This is a genomic window from Teichococcus deserti (genome assembly GCF_001982615.1).
GTDB classification, from domain to species: Bacteria; Pseudomonadota; Alphaproteobacteria; order Acetobacterales; family Acetobacteraceae; genus Pseudoroseomonas; species Pseudoroseomonas deserti.
Genome location: NZ_MLCO01000239.1, coordinates 1 through 20,760, shown reverse-complemented (window position 1 = coordinate 20,760; position 20,760 = coordinate 1). Strand labels below are relative to the sequence as shown.

At 71.3% G+C, this 20,760-nt stretch carries 21 protein-coding genes and 1 pseudogene; 7 read left to right on the top strand and 15 right to left on the bottom strand.

Annotation, left to right across the window (positions count from 1 at the left end):
- The 4 genes and pseudogenes from BKE38_RS32310 to BKE38_RS21970 all read left to right on the top strand — a co-directional run.
- Positions 1-656 (top strand): annotated as a pseudogene (locus BKE38_RS32310) (hypothetical protein); the annotation flags it as partial.
- Positions 653-1,057 carry a hypothetical protein gene (locus BKE38_RS21980; protein ID WP_076959380.1) on the top strand — a complete coding sequence of 135 codons (405 nt, stop codon included), beginning with the start codon at positions 653-655 and terminating at the stop codon, positions 1,055-1,057. The pseudogene BKE38_RS32310 and the gene BKE38_RS21980, both read left to right, overlap by 4 nt.
- Positions 1,054-2,388 (top strand): glutamate--tRNA ligase, encoded by a 1,335-nt coding sequence (gltX, locus tag BKE38_RS21975; RefSeq protein ID WP_076959379.1) that lies wholly within the window; start codon positions 1,054-1,056, stop codon positions 2,386-2,388. Before BKE38_RS21980 ends, gltX begins: the two co-directional genes overlap by 4 nt.
- A gap of 4 nt (positions 2,389-2,392) precedes the next feature.
- Positions 2,393-3,247: an SDR family oxidoreductase gene (locus BKE38_RS21970; protein WP_076959378.1), complete on the top strand. Its 855-nt coding sequence runs from the start codon at positions 2,393-2,395 to the stop codon at positions 3,245-3,247.
- A 38-nt stretch (positions 3,248-3,285) separates the two neighbouring features.
- Here BKE38_RS21970 and BKE38_RS21965 read toward each other — a convergent pair whose 3' ends face one another.
- From BKE38_RS21965 to BKE38_RS21925, 9 genes are all read right to left on the bottom strand, one after another.
- On the bottom strand, positions 3,286-4,626 hold the full coding sequence (locus BKE38_RS21965) for a hypothetical protein (RefSeq protein WP_083747763.1): 1,341 nt from the start codon (positions 4,624-4,626) through the stop codon (positions 3,286-3,288).
- Positions 4,626-5,075, bottom strand: coding sequence for a molybdenum cofactor biosynthesis protein MoaE (locus BKE38_RS21960; protein ID WP_076959377.1), 450 nt, complete (start codon positions 5,073-5,075; stop codon positions 4,626-4,628). Before BKE38_RS21960 ends, BKE38_RS21965 begins: the two co-directional genes overlap by 1 nt.
- Positions 5,076-5,082: 7 nt before the next feature.
- Complete coding sequence (moaD, locus tag BKE38_RS21955) at positions 5,083-5,334, bottom strand: molybdopterin converting factor subunit 1 (protein ID WP_076959376.1); 252 nt, start codon at positions 5,332-5,334, stop codon at positions 5,083-5,085.
- Positions 5,335-5,344: 10 nt separating this feature from the next.
- Entirely contained in the window at positions 5,345-5,908 is a 564-nt protein-coding gene (locus BKE38_RS21950; RefSeq protein ID WP_076959375.1) for a hypothetical protein, read from the bottom strand.
- Positions 5,909-5,993: 85 nt separating this feature from the next.
- Positions 5,994-6,608 carry a CDP-diacylglycerol--glycerol-3-phosphate 3-phosphatidyltransferase gene (pgsA, locus tag BKE38_RS21945; protein ID WP_076959374.1) on the bottom strand — a complete coding sequence of 205 codons (615 nt, stop codon included), beginning with the start codon at positions 6,606-6,608 and terminating at the stop codon, positions 5,994-5,996.
- 1 nt (position 6,609) lies between these two features.
- Positions 6,610-8,730 (bottom strand): excinuclease ABC subunit UvrC, encoded by a 2,121-nt coding sequence (gene uvrC, locus BKE38_RS21940; protein WP_076959373.1) that lies wholly within the window; start codon positions 8,728-8,730, stop codon positions 6,610-6,612.
- A 590-nt stretch (positions 8,731-9,320) separates the two neighbouring features.
- Entirely contained in the window at positions 9,321-9,716 is a 396-nt protein-coding gene (locus BKE38_RS21935) for a dihydroneopterin aldolase (RefSeq protein ID WP_076959372.1), read from the bottom strand.
- Complete coding sequence (locus BKE38_RS21930) at positions 9,713-10,501, bottom strand: SDR family oxidoreductase (protein ID WP_076959371.1); 789 nt, start codon at positions 10,499-10,501, stop codon at positions 9,713-9,715. Before BKE38_RS21930 ends, BKE38_RS21935 begins: the two co-directional genes overlap by 4 nt.
- A gap of 71 nt (positions 10,502-10,572) precedes the next feature.
- Positions 10,573-11,607 (bottom strand): sensor domain-containing diguanylate cyclase, encoded by a 1,035-nt coding sequence (locus tag BKE38_RS21925; protein WP_076959370.1) that lies wholly within the window; start codon positions 11,605-11,607, stop codon positions 10,573-10,575.
- 185 nt (positions 11,608-11,792) lie between these two features.
- Between BKE38_RS21925 and BKE38_RS21920 the strand changes: the two genes are divergently transcribed.
- Together BKE38_RS21920 and BKE38_RS21915 are read left to right on the top strand one after the other, a co-directional pair.
- Complete coding sequence (locus BKE38_RS21920; protein ID WP_076959369.1) at positions 11,793-12,806, top strand: polysaccharide pyruvyl transferase family protein; 1,014 nt, start codon at positions 11,793-11,795, stop codon at positions 12,804-12,806.
- Between the two features lie 58 nt (positions 12,807-12,864).
- Positions 12,865-13,074, top strand: a complete 210-nt coding sequence (locus BKE38_RS21915) for a DUF1289 domain-containing protein (protein ID WP_076959368.1) — start codon at positions 12,865-12,867, stop codon at positions 13,072-13,074.
- A 61-nt stretch (positions 13,075-13,135) separates the two neighbouring features.
- Here the strand turns inward: BKE38_RS21915 and BKE38_RS21910 are convergent, their stop codons facing one another.
- The 3 genes from BKE38_RS21910 to BKE38_RS21900 all read right to left on the bottom strand — a co-directional run bounded on the left by BKE38_RS21910 (position 13,136) and on the right by BKE38_RS21900 (position 15,755).
- A complete protein-coding gene (locus tag BKE38_RS21910; protein ID WP_076959367.1) occupies positions 13,136-13,930 on the bottom strand; it encodes an ABC transporter ATP-binding protein in 795 nt (264 codons plus the stop codon).
- Complete coding sequence (locus tag BKE38_RS21905; RefSeq protein WP_106409280.1) at positions 13,930-14,703, bottom strand: ABC transporter permease; 774 nt, start codon at positions 14,701-14,703, stop codon at positions 13,930-13,932. The genes BKE38_RS21910 and BKE38_RS21905 overlap by 1 nt, the downstream gene beginning before the upstream one ends.
- A gap of 89 nt (positions 14,704-14,792) precedes the next feature.
- The gene (locus tag BKE38_RS21900; RefSeq protein ID WP_076959366.1) at positions 14,793-15,755 is read right to left on the bottom strand and encodes an ABC transporter substrate-binding protein; all 963 of its coding nucleotides are present in this window, start codon (positions 15,753-15,755) and stop codon (positions 14,793-14,795) included.
- Between the two features lie 144 nt (positions 15,756-15,899).
- Here BKE38_RS21900 and BKE38_RS21895 point away from each other — a divergent pair, with 144 nt between their 5' ends.
- Positions 15,900-16,397, top strand: a complete 498-nt coding sequence (locus BKE38_RS21895) for a DUF4347 domain-containing protein (RefSeq protein ID WP_076959365.1) — start codon at positions 15,900-15,902, stop codon at positions 16,395-16,397.
- Between the two features lie 21 nt (positions 16,398-16,418).
- On the opposite strand, the gene parE is transcribed toward BKE38_RS21895, so the two are convergent.
- The 3 genes from parE to BKE38_RS21880 all read right to left on the bottom strand — a co-directional run.
- Complete coding sequence (gene parE / locus BKE38_RS21890) at positions 16,419-18,392, bottom strand: DNA topoisomerase IV subunit B (protein WP_076959364.1); 1,974 nt, start codon at positions 18,390-18,392, stop codon at positions 16,419-16,421.
- 172 nt (positions 18,393-18,564) lie between these two features.
- Positions 18,565-19,047, bottom strand: coding sequence for a DNA starvation/stationary phase protection protein Dps (gene dps, locus BKE38_RS21885; RefSeq protein ID WP_076959363.1), 483 nt, complete (start codon positions 19,045-19,047; stop codon positions 18,565-18,567).
- 109 nt (positions 19,048-19,156) lie between these two features.
- A partial coding sequence (locus BKE38_RS21880) for an MFS transporter (protein WP_076959362.1) occupies positions 19,157-20,760 on the bottom strand: 1,604 nt, incomplete at its 5' end.

Sequence of the window (20,760 nt, the reverse complement as noted above, 5' to 3'; positions counted from 1 at the left end):
TGGCCGAACCCGCCCCCCGCCTGGCAGCCGCGCTGACCGCCTGGCTGCGCGCCATGGTTGCCCAGGGTGGTGCCGCGGGCGCGGTCATCGCCCTCGGCCCCGCGGCCGCCCCCTTGCTGGCGGCGCTCTCAGCCGAGGCGCTGGGCTCGGCGGGCACCATCCTGACGGCCGACCCGCAGGATGCTGCCGCCCGCCACCTGGCCGCCCGCCTGCGCCTGCCGCTGCACCCTGTCGCGGCGGAACAGGCGGAAAGATTTGCGGCCGATCGCGGTGCGCTGCTGCTCAACCCGCTCGACAAGCTGGACGCCGCGCTCGGGCGTGCCGCCCCCTTCGGCCATCTGGCGCCGTTCAAGGACCTGACACCCGGCGCCTGGTCGCGGCTGGCCGAGGCCCGTGGCCTGCCCGCCCCGGGGCCCGATGCGGCCGAGCCGGCGGTGCTCGCGCTGCTGGCGGGCAGGGAAAGCATGGACAGCCTGGCTCTGCGCGGATACGACCCCGCCTCGCTGCGCCATCTGGCCGCGGCGCTGGCCCGGGCAGAGCCGCTGCGGCGGCGCCTGCCGCCCGGCCCGGCGCTGGGACCGCTGGCCTTCGGCCGGCACCGGCGCTACCCCGCCCATCCCGGCTCCATTTCCCTGCAGGCGAGACCCGAAGCATGAGCGGCGATTTCGACCCCACCCTCTTCGCGCCGCCCGGCGGCTTCAGCGTGAACATCCGCGACCTGTCCGGCGGCAATGGTGCCGAGCCGGTCGAGACGGTGCGCAACTTCCCGACCCTGCTGCAGGCCAATGCCTTTGCCCGCCGCTATGTCCGCGACAGCCTGGAGCGCTGCCGCGCGCCGAAGCTGACGCCGGACGAGGTGCTGGCCGCCTGGTTCGCCTTCGGCGAGGATGCCGAGGTGGTCGGCGGCGAGGGCCAGGGCTGGACCAGCGGCGCCGAGATCCGCGACTTCGCCGAGAAGCCCTGCCGCGACCGCGAGGAGCGCAACTGGCGCGTGCTCGACCCGCGCCGCCAGGAAGACGATGCCGGGCCGCAGGGCGAGGAGGAGGACGAGGCATGAAGCTGCGCTTCGCCCCCAGCCCGACCGGCTATCTGCATGTCGGCAATGCCCGCGTGGCCGTCGCCAACTGGCTGGTCGCCCGCCGCCAGGGCGGCCGCTTCGTGCTGCGCTTCGACGACACCGACACCGAGCGCAGCAAGCCCGAATTCGCCGCCGGCATCGAGGAGGACCTGCGCTGGCTCGGCCTCGACTGGGACGAGAGCTTCCGGCAGTCCGATCGTCTCGAGCGCTACGAGCTCGCCGCCGAGAAGCTGAAGAAGAGCGGCCATCTCTACCCCTGCCTGGAGACCGAGGAAGAGCTGCGCTTCAAGCGCGAGCAGCGGCAGAAGCAGGGCCGCCCGCCGGTCTATGACCGCGCCGCCCTGAAGATGACCGCCGAGCAGCTGGAGCGCGCGCTCGCCAACGGCAAGAAGCCGCATTGGCGCTTCAAGCTGGCGACGCGCACCGTCGAATGGCAGGACGGCGTGCTGGGCCGCCGCCAGGTCAAGCTGCCGCCGATCTCCGACCCGGTGCTGATCCGCGCCGACGGCTCCTTCCTCTACACCTTCACCTCGGTGGTGGACGATCTCGAGACCGGGGTCAGCCACATCATCCGCGGCGAGGACCACGTCACCAACACCGGCGTGCAGATCGACATCCTGGAAGCGCTCTCCGGCCGCCCCTGCGTCAAGCAGTTCGCGCATCTGCCGCTGCTGACCGATGCCGATGGCGGGCCGCTGTCCAAGCGCCTGAACTCCATGGGCCTGCGCCAGCTGCGCCGCGACGGCATCGAGCCCTCGGCGCTGGTGGGGTATCTGGCCGCCCTCGGCTCCTCCGCCGATCCGGTGGCGGCGCCGGCGGCCGCGCTCGCCCGCGACTTCGACCTCGGCCGCATCTCCAAGAGCACGGCGCGTTTCGACCCGGCGCAGCTGCTCGCGCTGAACCGCCGCTACCTGCACGGCCTCGACTTCGAGACGGTGCGCGACCGCCTGCCGGACGGCGCGGATGCCGCCTTCTGGGACGCCATCCGCGGCAATCTCGACCTGCTGGCCGAGGCGCGCGACTGGTGGGACGTGGCCCAGGGCCAGATCGACGTGCCCCCCCAGCCGGACGAAGCCGAGCTGCTCCAGGCGGCACTGAACGAGATCCCGGCCGACCCCTGGACCACCGAGACCTGGAGCGCCTGGACGCGCGCCATCGGCGCCGCCACCGGGCGCAAGGGCAAGGCGCTGTTCCTGCCGCTGCGCCGCGCCCTGACCGGCGAGGAGCACGGCCCGGAGCTCAAGACCTTCCTGCCCGTCATCGGCCGCGCCCGCGCCGAGGCCCGGCTGCGCGCCAGCCTCGGGGTTTGACGCCGTGGAAGGCCTGATCGCCGTCATCGGCGCCTCCGGCCGCTCCGGCGCCGCGCTGTGCCGGGCGCTGGCGCAGCGCGGCCTCCGCTACCGCCCGGTGGTGCGCGACCGCGCCCGCTGGGCGGTGCTCGGCCTGCCCGGCGAGCCGCGCCTCGCGGCCCTGGAGGACGCGCCGGCCCTGGCCGCCGCCCTCGAGGGCGCCACCCGCATCGCCAGCTGCGCCCATGCCCGCTGGACGCCGGCGATCCTGGCCGCCGCGCCCGAGGGCGCCACCCTGGTGCTGATGGGCTCCACCCGCCGCTTCTCGCGCTGGCCCGACGCCCATGGCGACGGGGTCCGCCTGGGCGAGGCCGCCCTTCTGGCCGGCCGCCACCCCGGCGTCATGCTGCACCCGACCATGATCTACGGCGCCCAGGGCGAGAACAACGTCCAGCGCCTGGCCGCCCTGCTGAAGCGCCTGCCCGTCGCCCCGCTGCCCGGCGGCGGCCGCGCCCTGGTCCAGCCGATCCACCAGGACGACGTCACCGCCAGCCTGATGGCGGCCCTCGACCGCGACTGGCCCGCCCCTCAGGCCCTGGTCGTCGCCGGCCCCACCGCCCTGGCCTATCGCGATTTCCTCGCTGCGGTGGCAGAAGCCGCGGGGCTGCGCATCCCGCCCATCCTGCCCGTGCCCATGGCGCCGCTGCGCCTGCTGGCGCCCATCGCCGCGCGCCTGCCGGGCCTGCCGAAGATTGGCGCCGACGAGATCCGGCGGCTGACCGAGGACAAGGCCTTCGACATCGGGCCGATGAAAGAAGAACTGAAAGTCCACCCGCGACCGCTCGGCGAAGGGCTGGCCGCCACCTTTACGCAGGAATAGGCCAGGGGAATGAATTCCCCTGGAACCCCTTCTTTTTTCTATCCGTGCTGCCGCCCAGGGTGGCGAGGCGGGACGCCCGGCAACAGCAGCAGCGCCGCCCCGAAGGGCAGCAGCCAGGCCACCCGCGCCTGGTAGCGGTGATGCGGCTTCGACAGGGCGCCGGTCGCCACGGCATTGCCCATCACGCCGACCAGCACCAGCAGCACGAAGCCCAGCCGCAGCCGTCCCCCAGGGCGCCGCAAGGCCCAGAGCAGGCCGGCAAGGCCCAGCATCAGCACCACCGGCTGCGGCCACAGGAACGCCGCCGCCACCCCCGGCAACCGGTCGGCAAACTGCAGCGACCCGTCATGCCGCGCCACCTCCGCGGCCGGGAAGAACTCGACCAGCCGCGGCCGCACCGAATCCCCCAGCGCATGGCGGCTGAGCGTGTCGCCGATCTCGACGAGAAACACCTGCCGCAGCGCATTGCCCGCCGCCGCCCGGGCCACCGCCCAGGGCTCGCGCGACAGCGTCTCGGCGATGATGGCCCGCGCCTCCGGCGCCAGGCGCACCCCGCCCAGGAAGATGTCCTGGCCTGCAGCGTCGCGGTTCATCGGGCTGAAGCGCTCCCACAGGAAGACGTCGCTGTCTTCCGGCAGCCGCCCCGCCCAGGCGCAGAGATACCAGCCGGCATCCGGGCAGCGCGCCGCGATGGTCCGCGCCGCCGGCCCGTCGCCGATCATCCGGGCAAGAAGAAAAGTGCTGCCATAGGGCGACAGCGAGGCCTGTCCATGCCCGATCCAGTTGCTGCCGGCCAGCAGCCCCAGCGCGATCAGCAGCGGCGCGGCGGCGCGCGCCAGCGGCCGCCAGGCCAGCCGCAGCAGCCCGACCATCACCACCAGCGCCAGCGCCGTCGGGATGTTCGACAGATGCGCGGGGATCCCCAGCGCCATCAGCGCGGTGACGTAAGCCCATTCGCCGCGGGACAGCCGCCCATAGCCGAGCAGGAAGAACCCCAGCGGCAACAGGCCTGAAAAAAAATCCGGCATCAGCAGGCTGGCGACCCAGGGCAGGGCGGTCAGCGCCGCCAGCCCGCCGGTCAGCAGCAGATGCGCCGTCCAGCTGGCGGCGCCCCGCAGCTCGCGCTGGACCAGCCACAGCAGGTGGGAGACGACGACGACCTGGGCGATCGCCGGCAGCCACAGCGTCTGCTCCCAATGGAACAGGTGCAGCAGCGGGCCATAGATCCAGGGCTTGTCCCAGATCATCAGCGGCACCGTGCTCTGCGCCAGGAAGGCGCCGGTGTCGCTGAACAGGATCGGATAGTGGTTGAGCAGTGCCGGCCACAGCAGGAGGAGCGCGCCGGCCAGGATGGCGAGGACGGCGGGCAGGCGCCGCATCAGCCCGCCCAGCGGGCGGCGGCCGCGTCGTCGCTGGCGCGCGCCTCGACCCAGCGCTCGCCTCCATCGGCGAATTCCTCGCGCTTCCAGAAGGGGGCGCCGGTCTTCAGCCAGTCGATCAGGAAGGCGCAGGCCTCCAGCGCCGCGCTGCGGTGGCGGCTGGCGGCCAGCACCAGCACGATCGGCTCGCCGGGCAGGATCCGCCCGACCCGGTGGATCACCGTGCAGCCCGTCAGCGGCCAGCGCGATTCCGCCTCGGCCGCGATCTTCTCCAGCGCCCGCTCGGTCATGCCGGGATAGTGCTCGAGCACCAGGGCGGCGATCCCGTCATCGGCGCGGCACAGCCCGGTGAAGGCGGCGATGCCGCCGACATCGACGCGGCCTTCCCCGAGCCGGGCCTGCTCGGCGGCGAGGTCGAAGCAGGCCTCCTGCACCAGGACGCGCGCCATGCCGCGCTCAGCCCCCGGTGACCGGCGGGAAGAAGGCGACCTCGTCGCCGTTCCGCAGCGGATGGTTGGGGGCGCAGAATTCCTGGTTCACCGCGGCGCGGATCTGCTTCGCCTGGGCGAAGGCCGCGGCATGGCCGGGGCTGCGCCCGGCCAGGTGCCGCATCAGCCCGGCGACGTCGGCGACGTCCCCGGGCAGCTCCAGCGTCTCCTGGCCCAGCCCCACCTTCTGCCGCACCCAGGCGAAATACAGGATCTGCATGCTGGGATGCTCAGCGCGGCGTCGGCACCTGGCGCACCGAGCCGTCCTGGCCCAGCAGCGTCGTGGTGGCGCCCTGCGGGATAGCGATGCCCGAGCCGCCGCCCGGCGAGTTGTAGGTGCTGTAGCCGGCGCCGCCGCCGCTGGTCACCACGGGGCCCTGCGGCGTCGGGATCACCTGGCCGTCGCGGCGCGGCGGCGGCGGCGCCACCGGCGCGGTCGGCGGCACCACGGGGTAGGGGCGGGCGGCCGGCGGGAATTCGGTGCCCGGCGCCAGCAGGTCGGGCGAGGTCGAGCTGCCGCGGCGCGTCGCCGGCATGGGTGTGGGATCGCCGGCGCGCGGCACGATCTCGGGGCTGCCCAGCGTCGCGCGCGGCTGCTCCTCGGTCGGCCAGACATTGCCGGGATCAGGCAGCAGCGGCGGCACCTCGGCCGGTGCGCCCATGATGCGCTGCGCCGTCATGCTGTCGGTCGGCACTCCCTCGCGCGGGCCGGTGAAGCTGGCCGCGGTGCAGGCGCCAAGCCCGAGCAGCAGCAGCAGCGCCGATGCCTTGCCGGTTTGGGTGAACGGGCTCATCCGCCTCTCCTGAATCTCGCGGGCGCCTTATGCGCCCCATGCGCACAAGATGCGGCCGAACCCCGGCCGCCTCAAGGGGAGGAGCTCAGGGGCGGGTGGACGGCTTCGTGCCCGCTTCGCGCTCCAGGTCGCGCGCCTCGGCATGGCGCAGCCCGGCGCGCACATAGTCCCAGCCGGTGAACAGCGTCAGGACGGCGGCCAGCCACAGCAGCGCCTCGCCGATCCAGCCGATCGGCAGGAAGCCCAGGCCCAGCACCCGCGCGCCGCTGTCGCCGGCCAGCAGCACGCCGAGCGCCGTCATCTGCACGCCGGTCTTCCACTTGGCGAGCTTCGTCACCGGCAGGCCGACCTTCAGCCCGGCGAGATACTCGCGCAGCCCCGAGACCAGGATCTCGCGCAGCATGATGACGATGGCGGGCAGCAGGCCGGCCATCGACAGCCGCGACAGCCCGGCCAGCAGCATGAGCGCGGCGCCGACCAGCAGCTTGTCGGCGATCGGGTCGAGCATCCGCCCGAAATCCGAGATCAGCTGCCGCTCGCGGGCGATCTTGCCGTCGAAATAGTCGGTGATGGCGGCCGCCGAGAACAGCGCGCAGGCGGCGACATCGCCCCAGGGCGTCTGCAGCGCGGCGAGCAGCACCAGCACCGGCACCGCGGCGATGCGGGAAAGCGTCAGCAGATTGGGCAGGTCGGTCGGCAATTCAGTCTCTTCCCGCTGTGCGCCCGGCAGGCTTTCCCAAATTAGCCCCGGTTGCGCCAGGGTGGAAATGCTCATGGATGCGCGCCGCCATCGAGGGGCCGATGCCGGGGCAGTTGCGCAGGTCCTCGGCGCCGGCCTGGCGCACCCCACGGGCCGAGCCGAAATGGTTCAGCAGCCGCCGCTTGATGGCCGAGCCGACGCCCGGGATCTCGTCCAGCTCGCTGCGGGTGATCGCCTTGGAGCGGCCGGCGCGGTGGGTGGTGATGGCGAAGCGGTGCGCCTCGTCGCGCAGCCGCTGCAGGTAGTAGAGCACCGGGTCGCGCGGCGGCAGCTGGAAGGGGGCGTGCTCGGCGCGGTGGAACCATTCGCGCCCGGCATCGCGGTCCGGCCCCTTGGCGACGGCGACCAGGTTGAGGTCGCCCAAGCCCAGCTCCGCCATCACCTCGCGCGCCGCGGACAGCTGGCCGGCGCCGCCGTCGATCAGCACCAGGTCGGGCCAGCCCTCGCCGGCGCGCTCGGGGTCCTCCTTCAGCGCCCGGCCGAAGCGGCGCTCGAAGACCTCCTTCATCATGGCGAAATCGTCGCCGCCGCCGCTGGCAGCGCGCGAGCCGCCGCCGGCGCGCCGCGGCGCTGGCCCGGCCGGGGCCGTGGCCGAGAGCGCGTTCTCCACCATGGCCGGATCGGCCAGGGCCCCGGGCACCTCCGCCGCCACCGCCACCGGCACCCGCGGCAGGCTGGTGCCCTGGATGGCATATTTGCGGTAGGCGTTCTTCATGAAGCCGTCGGGGCCGGCGACGATCATCACGCCATAGGCATGGCTGCCCTGGATGTGGCTGTTGTCATAGACCTCGATGCGGCGCGGCGGCTCGGCCAGGTCGAAGAGGCGGGCGACGCCTTCCAGCAGGGCGACCTGGGCGGTGCCTTCGGCCAGGCGGCGCTCCAGCGCCTCGCGGGCATTGGTCGCGGCATGCTCGACGGCCGAGCGCTTCTCGCCGCGCTGCGGGGTCGCCAGCTCGACCTTCTTGCCCGCCTTCAGCGTCAGCGCCTCGGCGATCAGCCCGGCATCCGGCAGGGCATGCGACAGCAGCACCAGCGGCGGCGGCGGCAGGTCGTCATAAAGCTGCGCCAGGAAGGCCGAGAGCACCTCCTCCGGCGCCGCGTCGTCCTTCAGATGCGACGGGAAGAAGGACCGGTTGCCGTTGTTCCGCCCGCCGCGGAAGAAGAAGACCTGGAGGCAGGACTGGCCGGCGATCTGGTGCAGGGCGACGATATCGGCATCGCCGACGCCTTCCAGGTTGATGCTGTTCTGGCCCTGCACATAGGTCAGGCCGCGGATGCGGTCGCGCAGCGAGGCGGCGCGCTCGAATTCGAGGGACTCCGCCGCCTGCTCCATCTCGGCCGCCAGCGCCTTCTGGATGCTCGGCGTCTCGCCGGAGAGGAACTTCTTGGCGTCGCGCACCAGCCCGGCATAGTCGGGGCGGCTGATCCGCTCGACGCAAGGCGCCGAGCAGCGCTTGATCTGGTGCAGCAGGCAGGGCCGGTCGCGGCTTTCGAACACCGTGTCGCGGCAGGATCTCAGAAGAAAAACCTTCTGCAGCGCGGTCAGCGTCTGGTCGACCGCCCAGGCGCTGGCGAAGGGGCCCCAGTAGCTGGCGCCCTTGCGCTTCTCGCCGCGATGCTTGGTGATCTGCGGATAGTCGTGGTCCTCAGTGATCACCAGCCAGGGATAGGACTTGTCGTCGCGCAGCACGATGTTGAAGCGCGGCCGCAGCTTCTTGATCAGGTTGGCTTCCAGCAGCAGCGCCTCGGCCTCGCTGCCGGTGGTGATGATCTCCATCCGCCGGGTCAGGTGCACCATGCGCCGCAGCCGCTCAGGCAGCCGCGGGATCTGGGTGTAGGAGACCACGCGCTTCTTCAGGCTGCGCGCCTTGCCGACATAGAGGGCATCGCCCTTGGCATCGAGCATCCGGTAGACGCCGGGAGCGAAGGGCATGGTCAGCAGCGCCGCCTCGATCACGGCGACGCCTTCCATCACCGATCCCGCATCCACGGGCCCGGCGGGCTGATCCTGGGTCTGGTCCTCGGGCTGGTCGGGATCCGGTGGGGGGCCGGCATTCTGCATGGGGCGGGTGAACCATGCCGGGCGACGCCGCTCAAGGGGTGGCAGCATTTGTCCACCAAAGCTGTGGATAAGTCTGTGGACGTGTGGGGGGTTAACCCTGCCAAGTGGCTGTCATGTGCGGGTAACACGACGTTGCCCAAGCTTTGAGCAAAAATCCAAGTCTCTGAAAACAATGGATATGACAGAAAAATTCAGCTTTCCACCCCGTCAAGGGCAACAATGCCATTGACCGTCTCGGCCGCATGAGCAGGGGCGGCAGGCGGTGGATGAATCCGTGAGTTCCAAGCAGTTGCCGCAGCGCAGCAGGGACATTCTCTCCGAATCGCGAGCCGCGACACGGTCATTCCGGAACCGCTCCAGGCCTGCTGCCCGGTCGACCGAGGGGCGTGGAAGCTTGAGCGCAGCCATTTTGCCGCGGGCTTGTGCAGCCTCGCCTGCGGGCGCGGCGGTTTCGGCGCCCGGCTCGCGGTCGTGTGAGTTCTCCACAGAAATCGTGGAGAAGGATGTGGAAAACCCCCGGGGAAAACCGAAATCCTGCAGAGGCCTGCAAGCAAGTCTGGAGATGGCGAGGCAGCCCCGCCATCCTGGCCTCAGCCGCGGCGCCGCTCCACGGTGACGCCGACGCCGGCGACATCGGCGATGATGTCCGGCTTCTCCACCGTCACCTGCACCACGACCAGCCGCGCGTCGCTCTCCAGCAGGGCGCAGGCGATGCGCTCGGCCAGCGTCTCGGCCAGCAGCACATGGCCCTGCAGCGCGATGCGCCGCGCCAGGTTGGTCGCCGCCTCGTAATCGACGACGCGCTCCAGCCGGTCGGGGCCGATGCCGGTGGCGACCGCCTCGTCGCGCGCCAGCAGCTCCAGGTCGATCAGCACGCGCTGCGGCGCCGCCTCCTCATGCGGATAGACGCCGAGATGGGCGTCCACCGCCAGGCGACGGACGAAGACTCGCCGCAGACCACGCGCGGCATCGGGGAGGAGGCTCATTCCGGGGGGACCTGCCCGCGTTGCGGCGACCATTGCAAGTGCTGCCCGCCATCGAGCGCGATCATCTGCCCGGTCATCGCCGGCAGCGCCAGGATCGCCAGGATGGCGCCGGCGACCTCCTCGGGGCTGGTGCCGCGGCCGAGCGGCGTGCTGGCCGCCTGCAGCGCGAACTGCTCCTCCGTCTGTCGCGGGCTGGGGATGGCGGGACCCGGGCCGATGCCGTTCACCCGGATCCGCTTCGGCGCCAGCGCCAGAGCCAGGCTCTGCGTCAGCGCCCAGAGCCCGGCCTTGGAGACGGTGTAGGTGACGAAATGCGGCGTCAGCGACCAGACCCGCTGGTCCAGCATGTTGAGGATGGCGCCCTCCGCGGCTTCCGGCAGCTGCGCCGCCAGCGCCTGGGACAGCACGAAGGGTGCGCGCAGATTGGGCTCCAGATGGTGGTCCCAGCTGTCCCGCGTCGCCGTGTCCCATTCGTCGCGCTCGAAGGTCGAGGCGTTGTTCACCAGCACGCCGAGCGGGCCGAGCGCCGCCGCCGCCGCCGGGACCAGCGCCGCGGCCTCGGCCTCCTGCTCCAGCCCGGCGCGCAGCGTCACGGCGCGGCGGCCGAGCCCGCGGATCGCCGCCGCCGTCGCTTCGGCCTCCTCGGCGCTGCCGCGGTAATGCAGCGCGATGTCGAAGCCGGCCTCGGCAAGGGCCAGGGCGGTGGCGCGGCCCAGCCGGCGGGCGCCGCCGGTGACCAGCGCCGCCCGCGGGATCAGGGGCGAAATCTGCAAGGGGATCTGCATGGCCGGCAGACTTGCCGGCGAAGCGGCGCCGCGTCCAGGGGGGGCGACCGGAAGCCCCGACCGGAAGCGCCTCAGCCGGCCGAGGGGATCGGCGCCACCGTGGTCACCGCATGCTCGCGATGGGCGATGCGGTTCTTCCCCGCCAGCTTGGCCTCGTACATCAGCTCGTCCGCGGCGGCCAGCGCATGGTCGAGGTCGGAGGGCGGCGTCACGAAGCTGACCACGCCGACCGAGGCGGTGACACCGCGTGGCTGGGCGGAGGCGCTGCCGGCGATGGCGGCGGCCAGGTCGGTGGCCAGCGCCAGGCTGAGCTCGGGCGTCGCGGCGGCCAGCAGCAGGGCGAACTCGTCGCCGCCGAGCCGCGCCGCCACGTCGCCCACCCGTTGCCGGGCCGCCATCACCTGGGCGACGCCACGCAGCACCGCGTCGCCGGCGGCATGGCCCTCCAGGTCGTTGACCTTCTTGAAGCCGTCGAGGTCGAGATAGACCAGGGCGAAGGGCGTGCCCGCCCGGCGCTGCGCCGCGATGGCGCGGTCCAGCCCGTCCAGCAGGGCGGCGCGGTTGGAGAGCCCGGTCAGCCCGTCCGTCAGCGACATGGTGCGGATGCGGTTCATCGCCCGCCGCAGCTCCAGCGTCGTCATCACCGTCTGCGCCAGCTGCTGCAGCACCACCTGCTGCGATTCGCTGATGTCGCGCGGGGCGAAATCGACGACGCAGAGCGCGCCCAGCGCCGCGCCCTGCGGATTCACCAGCGGCACGCCGGCATAGAAGGTGACGCCCGGCGGCCCGTTGACCAGCGGATTGTCGGAGAAGCGGTCATCCGCCCGCGCATCCGGCACCACCGTCATCCGCTCCGGCGTCAGGATGGTGTGGGAGCAGAAGGACAGCCCGCGCGGCAGCTCGCCGACCGGCAGCCCATGCGCCGCCATCGACACCTGCCGGTCCGCGTCGATCAGATTGACCACCGCCGCCGAGCAGCCGGTGAGCTGTGCCGCCAGGCTGGCAATATTGTCGAAGCTGATGTCGCAGGCCTGGTCCAGCACCTCGTAGGACCGCAATTCCGACAGGCGAGCGGCTTCCGTGGCAGGGATGGCAGCAGCCGGCATCTCAGCAAATCTCCGCAGGTAAGCCTTCGGCGCGGCGGCGCCGGCCGGGCTTTACCATAGCTTAAACAGACGTAAATTCCGCGCACGAAGATTGGAGCAGGGGGGTGGCTGGCCACCTGCGCCGCCAGCCTCTAGGACGGGCGGGCGCCTGCGCCGGCGCGTCACCCGAGCCGCCAGGGGCCGCGATGCCGAACCTCTCCCCCTATTTTGACCTGAACGACGAGGCCCGGCGGCTGGGCGGCAAGCTGCCGCTGACCTGGGTGAAGGCCGATTCCGCCAGCCGCACCGGCAATTTCGGCGACACGCTGAGCGCGGTGGTGGCGGCGGCGATCAGCGGCGTCGTGCCGCGCCTGACCTCCTCCCAGGCGGAGACACCGCGCCTGGCCGCCATCGGCACCATCGGCCAGACGCTGCGCCGCGGCACCGCGCATATCTGGGGCACCGGCTTCGACCCCAAGCTGCGCGCCTTCGGCGACACCAGCATGGCCTTCGCCGCGGCGCCCGACACGCGCTATGTCGTCCATGCGGTGCGCGGCGCCCATAGCCGCCAGCTGCTGCTGGAGAACGGCATCCACGCGCCGCCGATCTATGGCGATCCCGGCTGGTTCCTGCCGCGCATCCGCCATCCCCGGGTCGAGAAGACCATCGAGCTCGGCGTCATCCCGCATATCTCGGCCATGGCGGAAAAGTCGGTCCATGCCACGCCCAGGCCCGAGCAGACGCGGCTGCAGGTCAGCGGCACCGACGGCGTGAAGATCGTCCACACCTTCCATGATTCCAGCTGGAGCGGCTTCCAGGCCAAGCTGGCCGAGCTGCTGGCCTGCAGGCGGATCGTCACCACCTCCTTCCACGGGCTGATCCTGGCCGACGTCTTCCGCATCCCCTGCCTGTACTTCCCGCTGCGCAACGCGCCCGGCCATGAGGAGATCCCGCTGGAGCGCGGCCGCGTCGGCCTGGACTCCCGCATGGCCGATTTCTACGCCGGGGCCGGCCGCCGCAGCCTGCACGCCTATGGCCAGCCGCCGAAATCGACCACCGACTGGCAGGCGGTGATGCGCGCGGTCGATGCCCATTACCAGCCGCTGACCCATCCGGGGGAGGCCACCCTGCTGGAGGCCTTCCCCTTCCAGAAGGTGGTCAGCATCGACGACGCCGACTGGCAGGTCCCCGACGCGCTGATGGAGCAGCTGCCCTGGTGAGCAGCCCTGCGCGCCACGCGGGCTGACATCCCCGTCCGGCGCAACCACATGCAGGGTGATGAGCGAACGCCCCTGCATCAAGGTCTGCGACTTCGAGGACGACACCGGCTGGTGCTTCGGCTGCGGCATGACCAAGGCCGAACGCAAGGCCTGGAAGCATGTGCCGGGCTACCGGCCGGCGATCCTCAGCAACCTTCCGGCACGGCTCCAGGCCCTGGCCGAGGAAGGGCACAGGACGGGCGAAGACGCGAAGCGGAAGAAGAAGTAAGGCCGGGGGAATGAATTCCCCCCGCAAACATACATGTTTGCGCCCATCTTTTTTCTGATCCTTAAGCGAGCGCGGCTTTGCGCACTTCCTCGCGGATCTCGGCCATCAGCCGGGCCTTCAGCTCGGCGAAGACCACCGTCGTCTTCACCGTCCAGTCGCGCGGATAAGGCAGGGGTACCTCGACCTCGGCCTTCACCCGGCCGGGGCGCGCCGACATCACCAGCACGCGGTTGGCCAGGAAGATGGCCTCGTCGATGTCGTGGGTCACGAACAGCACCGTCTTGCGCGTCTCCGGCGTGTCGGCGCCCCAGACCTCCAGCAGCAGCTCCTGCATCAGCTCCCGCGTCTGGTGGTCCAGCGCGCCGAACGGCTCGTCCAGCAGCAGGATCGCCGGGTCGTTGGCCAGGGCGCGCGCCAGGGCGGTGCGCTGCTGCATGCCGCCGGACAACTGCCGCGGCCAGTGGTTCTCGAAGCCCTTCAGCCCCGTCCGCGCGATGTACTTGGTGGCGATGGCGCGCGCCTCCTCGGCCGGGACCTTCCGCTCGCGCAAACCGAAAAGGATATTCTGCTCGACGGTCAGCCAGGGGAAGAGCGTGTAGGACTGGAACACCATGCCGCGCTCCGGTCCCGGCCCGGTGACCTGGCGGCCGGCCAGCCGCACCGTGCCGGCGGTGCCGCGATCGAGCCCCGCGACGATGCGCAGCAGGGTCGACTTGCCGCAGCCCGACGGCCCGAGGATCGAGACGAATTCTCCCGGCGCCACGTCCAGGTCGGTCGGCTGCAGCGCCAGCGTCGGGCCGGCGGCGCCCTGGCCGGGGAAGCTGCGGGTCAGGCCGCGGATCGACAGGCCCCCCATCACAGCACCGCCCAGCGGAACAGGCGCCGGTTCAGCGCCTTGAACAGGAAGTCGGTGACCAGGCCGATCAGCCCGATGACGACGATGCCGAAGATCATCTGCCCGGTGTCCAGCAGCCGCTGGCTGTCCATGATCATGTGGCCGATGCCGCTCTGCGCGCCGATCAGCTCGGCGACGATGACATAGGTCCAGGCCCAGCCCAGCACCAGGCGCAGCGCCTCCATCACCTGCGGCGCCGCGGCGGGGATGATGACGCGCTTCAGGATGCCGCCCTGGCGGGCGCCCAGGGTATAGGCCGCCTCGACCAGGTCGCGCCGCGTGGCGCCGGCGATGACGGCGACCATGATGACGATCTGGAAGACGCTGCCGAGGAAGATCAGCGACAGCTTCTGGGCCTCGCCGACGCCGGCCCAGAGGATCAGCAGCGGGATGAAGGCCGAGGCCGGCAGGTAGCGGGCGAAGGAGATGAAGGGCTCGAAGAAGGCCTCGATGCCCTTGTAGGCGCCCATGGCCAGGCCGAGCGGCACCGCGACCAGGCTGGCCAGCACGAAGCCGCCGAGCACGCGCCAGACGGTCATGCCGACATCGCCGGCGAAGTTGTATTCGGTGAACAGGCTGTATCCCGCCTGCAGCGCCTTTTGTGGCGACGCCAGGAACAGGGGCTGCACCAACCCGGTCTCGGTGGCCAGCGCCCAGGCGCCGATGAAGAGGACGAAGAAGCCGATGCCCAGCGCGATGCGCGCCGGGGCGGATACAGGTTTCAGGGGTTCCAAGGGTTCCGCCAGGGCTCGTATGGACAGAAATAGAAGGGGCGCAAACCGACAGGTTTGCGGGGGGATGCTTCCCCCCAGCCTTGCTTCCCCTAGATGAACTGCGTGTTCAGCAGCTTGGCCAGATCCGGCGCCGCCCTGACCACCCCCGCTTCCTTCTGCACCTCGAGCGCCTTGGTCATGAACTGCGGCAGTCCGTCCGCCACGTAGCTGCGGTTCTTGCCGGCATCGAGCCATTCGATGAAGGCGGCCGAGGCCTTGAAGGCCTCGCCGCTCTGGTTGACGCGCTTGCCCATGATCTCGAAGGATTTGTCCGGCTCGCGCTGGATCATGGCGAGCGCGTCGTACCAGCCCTTGACCACCGCCTTCACGGCTTCGGGGTTCTTGCTGACGAAATCCGGCGTGAAGGCCAGGGTGTCGACGACGCAGGGGTGGTCGGTGGTGGTGGCCAGGATGCGACCCTTGTCGGTGCCCATGGCGCGGACCTGGGACAGGTAGGGCTCATAGGTCGAGCAGCCGTCGAACTGGCCGGCGACGAAGGCCTGGGCGGCCGGCTGCGGCGCCAGGGTCGCGGTCTGCACCTCCTTGATGGAGAGGCCGTTCTCGCGAAGCATGTAGGCCAGCACGAAATAGGGCGTGGTGCCGGGGCCGTCGACGGCGATGGTCTTGCCCTTGATGTCGCTCCAGCCGCCGACCGCCGGGCGGACCGCCACGCCGTCGCCCCCGCGCGAGCGGTCGAGCACCAGCACCTGCACCAGCGGCATGGTGCTGCCCCAGAGGATCATGGTGTCGACGGTGGTGACGACGCAGTTCAGGGCGCCGGCGGCCAGCGCCAGGTTGCGCTCGCGCTGGGGGACGAACTTGGTCTCGACCTCGATGCCGGCGGCCTTGAACAGCCCGGCCTGCTCGGCCAGCGTCAGGGGGGCGAAGCCGGTCCAGCCGGACATGCCGATGGTGACCTTCGGCAGGGATTGCGCCCGGGCGACCCGTGGCTTGGCAAGCGGGGGCAGGGCGAGCGCGCCGGCGGCGGCGCCGAGGAGCAGGCGGCGATGCATGGAGAACCTCTCTGTTATGGCCTGGCGGCTTCCCTTTGGCGCGAGAGTAATGCGGCTGCCGCAGGGCGGAAAGTGTTTCGGCGGCAACCTTTCCTTCGCACCTCGCGGCGCAGGATGGGCGCGCGGACCAGAAGGGGACACGCCATGCTGCAGAATGCCGCGCATTCGAAGGATCGTGACAGCAGGTCGAGCAGCACCTCGAAGCTGCTGGTGCTGGACCCGCGGGCGCCCGGATGGCAGGAGCTGCTGATCGGCGCCGGCCCCGCCACCATGGTGCTGGTGCTGGATCAGGCGCAGGACGGGCTGGCCGAGCTGGCCGAGGTCGCCGCCGGACTGGCGCCGCTCGCTTCCATCACCCTGTGCGGGCCTGCCGATCCGGGCTGGCTGCGGCTGGGCAGCGCCCTGCTGGACGGGCCGGCCCTGGCGGCGCACCGGCTGATGCTGGCCGCCATTGGCCAATGCCTGGAGCCGGACGGCTTCCTGCAGCTCGACGGGGCGGCGGGGCAGGGGCTGGCCGGCCAGCGGCTGCTGGTCAGCCTGGCCGCGGCCACCGGGCGGGAGGTCTTCGGCCAGGAAGCCCTGGAGGGCGAGCAGCCGCTGCTGCCGCTCAGCCCCTGGCCGGTGGTGCAGCGGGGGCGGTGAGGCGCCCCGCCGCCGCGCCGGTCAGGCGTCGACGGCTTCCAGGTCCAGCCGCGCCGCATTCTCCTGGATGAAGCGGAAGCGCAGCTCGGGCTTGCGGCCCATCAGCGCCTCGATCAGCTCGGAGGTGGCGGCGCGCTCTTCCGGCGGCAGGACGACGCGCAGCAGGGTGCGCTTGCGCGGGTCCATGGTGGTCTCCTTCAGCGAGGCCGGCGGCATCTCGCCCAGGCCCTTGAAGCGGCTGACCTCGACCTTCTGGTTCGGCTTGAACGCCTTCTTCAGCAGCTTCTCGCGCTCGGAATCGTCCATCGCGTAGATCGTCTTGCCGGCGGTCGCCAGGCGGTAGAGCGGCGGCTGCGCCAGATAGACGCGGCCCTGGCGCACCAGCTCGGGCAGCTCCTTGTAGAAGAAGGTCATCAGCAGGGCGGCGATATGGGCGCCGTCGACATCGGCATCGGTCATGATGACGACGCGGCCGTAGCGCAGCCGGGTCAGGTCGAACTTGTCCCCGGCGCCGCAGCCCAGCGCCTCGATCAGGTCCTTCAGCTCCTGGTTCTGCCGCAGCTTGTCGGCGCTGGCCGAGGCGACGTTCAGGATCTTGCCCCGCAGCGGCAGCACCGCCTGGGTCTCGCGATCGCGCGCCTGCTTGGCCGAGCCGCCGGCCGAATCGCCCTCGACCAGGAAGAGCTCGGTGCCGTCGGCCGCCTCGCGCGAGCAGTCGGCCAGCTTGCCGGGCAGCCGCAGCCGGCGCGTTGCCGACTTGCGCGGCGTGTCCTTCTGCTCGCGCCGGCGGATGCGCTCCTCGGCGCGTTCGATGACATAGGACAGCAGGTTGTCCGCGGTGGCGGGGTCGCCAGCCAGCCAGTGGTCAAAATGGTCGCGCAGGCCGAGCTCGACCAGGCGCGAGGCCTCGGGGCTGGTCAGCTTGTCCTTGGTCTGGCCCTGGAACTGCGGCTCGCGGATGAAGACCGACAGCATGCCGGCCATACCGCCCAGCACGTCCTCGGCGGTGATATTGGCCGCCCGCTTTTCCTTCTTGAGCTCGCCATAGGCGCGCAGGCCCTTCACCAGGGCGGCGCGCAGGCCGGCCTCATGCGTCCCGCCCTGGGGGGTCGGGATGGTGTTGGCGTAGGTGTTCAGAAAACCTTCGCCGCGCTCGATCCAGGTGATCGCCCATTCGGCGCGGCCGGCGCCCTGCGGGAAGGTCGCCTCGCCGGCCCAGGCGTTCGGGATGACCAGATTGGCGCCCTGAACGGCGGCCGCCAGGAAGTCGGACAGGCCGCCCGGGAAATGCAGCGTCGCCTGGGACGGGGTGTCGTCCTTGACCAGCGCCGGGTCGCAGTTCCAGCGGATCTCGACGCCGCGATAGAGATAGGCCTTCGAGCGGCACAGCCGGAACAGCCGGGTGGCGGAGAACTGCAGCGCGCCGAAGATCTCGGGATCGGGCTTGAAGCGGATGGTGGTGCCGCGGCGGTTCTGCACCGCGCCGGCATTCTTCAGCTTCGACAGCGGCTTGCCGCGGGCATAGGCCTGGGTGAAGAGGGTGCGGTCGCGCGCCACCTCGACCTCCAGCCGCTCGGCCAGCGCGTTCACCACCGAGCTGCCGACGCCGTGCAGACCGCCCGAGGTCTCATAGGCCTTGCCGGAGAACTTGCCGCCCGAATGCAGCGTGGTGAGGATCACCTCGAGGGCGGAGAGCTTCGGGAATTTGGGGTGCGGGTCGGTCGGGATGCCGCGGCCATTGTCGCGGACGGTCAGCCAGTTGTCCTTCTCGAGCGTGACCTCGATGCGATCGGCATGGCCGGCCACGGCCTCGTCCATCGCATTGTCGATCACCTCCGCCGCCAGGTGGTGCAGGGCGTTCTCGTCGGTGCCGCCGATATACATGCCGGGGCGCCGGCGGACGGGCTCCAGCCCCTCCAGCACCTCGATGTCCTTGGCCGAGTAGGAGGTCCCGGCCTGAGCCTTGGCGCCGCGGCCGCCGAAAAGATCGTTCATGTCTTGTTCACACCCTCGCCCCGCAACCTAGCCAAGCCGGGGGGGTGGCCGCAACCCTGGCGATGCGCGCATGCTGCAATGCAGAACGCAAAAGGGCCGGAGAATCCGGCCCTTGGCGTCCTTTCCGGCAGCCCTGCCAGGGGGCGCTGGCCCCTGGCAGGACAGGGAAAAATTACTTCTCGAGATGCGCCTCGAGCATCCACAGCTTCTTGTCGAGGTCGCGCGACAGGCCGGTCAGCAGGTCAGCGGTGTCGGCGTCGCCGGCCTCGTCGGTGCTGTCGATGCCCTCGCGGACGTTCTTCGCCAGGGCGGCGAAGCGGTCGGCCAGCTCGCGCACATGCTCGAACTGGTCGGTGGTCTTCTGCGGATAGGGCGACAGGCGGGTCTTCTCGGCGACGATCTGGCTGGTGCCGTCGGGCGTGCCGCCGATCTGCACCAGGCGCTCGGCCACCTCGTCGGCGACGGCGAAGAGCTCGTTGTAGAAGCCCTCCAGCATGGTGTGCAGGCCGATGAAGCTCGGGCCGCGCAGGGTCCAATGCGCCATGCGGACGCAGTTGGTCAGGTCGATGGTGTCGGTAAGGGTGCCGTTCAGCACATTGACCGAAACCTTCTTGGCATTCTCGCCGAGGTCGTTGCGGGTCGCACGAAGCGCCATGGGAAACATCCTCCTGGTCGTGTCACGGAAACGCTGAAGCTAAGGCTGGGGGTTCAGCGCCGTCTTGTCAGCCCCGCACATCATCGCGTCCCCGCATGGGTGGCGCGCGTCAGGGCGATTGGTTGATGTAGCGCGTGGCCTCCGGCCCGGTTGCAGCATGGCCGTCAGCGCGGCGGTGCAGGGCTGCGGCGCGGGCGATGGCGGCGCGGTCGGCGGGCTGCAGCCGGTCGACCTCGCGCAGATGCTCGGTCCAGCTTTCGACGGCCCACATCTCCACCCAGAGCTCCGGATGGGCGACGTCCTCGTAGAGGCGCCAGACCATGGCGCCGCTGCGCAGCCGGACGCGGCGGAGATCCGCCATGGCGGCCAGGAACTCGGCGCGGTCGGCGGGGTCGATGCGGTAGCGCAGCATCTCCAGCACGCGGCCGCGGTCGAGCGCCAGCAGGGGGGCGAGCTCGGCCGCCGGCGCCTCGGGCTCGGGCAGCAGGGAATTCGCTGCCTCGGCGGCAGGGCGGCTGTCGAGCGACCAGCGCCGCATCACCAGGGCCGCCACCGCGCCGGCCGCGCCGAAGGCCAGCAGCGCCGGCTGCACGCCGACCGCCGTGCCGGCCCAGCCCGCCAGGGCCGAGCCGAAGGCCAGCGCGCCGAAGAAGGACAGCTGGTAGATGCCGATGGCCCGCGCCCGCACCCAGGACGGGGCGGCGAGCTGGGCCGCCGCCTGCAGGGTGCTGGCGGCTCCGATCCAGGCCGCGCCGTAGAGCAGCATGCCGAGCGCCGCCGGCGCCCAGTGCCCGGCGACGCCCAGCAGGAACAGCGCGGCCGAGGCGAAGAGCGAGGCCAGCGCCACCAGGTCGCTGCGGCTCATCATGTTGCGCGCCCGCGGCAGCAGCAGCCCGGCGCCGACCGCGCCGACCCCCATCACCGCCAGCATCAGGCCGAACGCTTCCGGGCCCAAGCCGAGGGTGTCGCGCACCAGCAGCGGCAACAGCCCCCACATCGCCGCGCCGAAGAAAAAGAAGATGACGGCGCGCAGGATGATCAGCCGCATGATCGGGGACGCCGCGACGAAGCGCACTCCGGCCCGCATGGCGGAGAGAAAATGCTCCTTCGGCAGGCGGTTGCGCGGCGCCTCCCGCCGCCAGAGCAGCAGCGCCACGATCAGGATGACGAAGCACAGCGCGTTGAAGGCGAAGGCGGCCTCGGTGCCGGCCAGGCCGATGATGAAGCCGCCCAGCGCCGGGCCGACGGCGCGCGACAGGTTGAAGCCGATGCCGTTCAGCACGATGGCCTGGGTCAGGTCGGACCGTGGCACCAGCTCCGGCGTGGTGGCCGCCCAGGCGGGGAAGTTCATCGCACTTCCGGCGCCGATGGCGAAGGTCAGCGCCAGCAGCCCCCAGGGCCCCATCATCCCCGTCGCCGTCAGCCCGCAGAGCAGCAGCCCCATGGCGCACATCCAGGTCTGCGCCACGATCAGGTAACGCCGCCGGTCGACGATGTCGGCCAGCGCGCCGGAGGGCAGGGCCAGCAGGAAGACCGGCAGCATGGAGGCCGCCTGCACCAGGCTGACCATCATCGGGGACGGCGCCAGGCTGGTCATCAGCCAGCCGGCGCCGGTGTTCTGCACCCACATGCCGGTGTTGCTGGCCAGGTTCGCCAGCCAGAGCAGCCGGAAGGCCGGGTGGCGCAGCGGCGAGAAGGCGGAAGGGGTCGGGG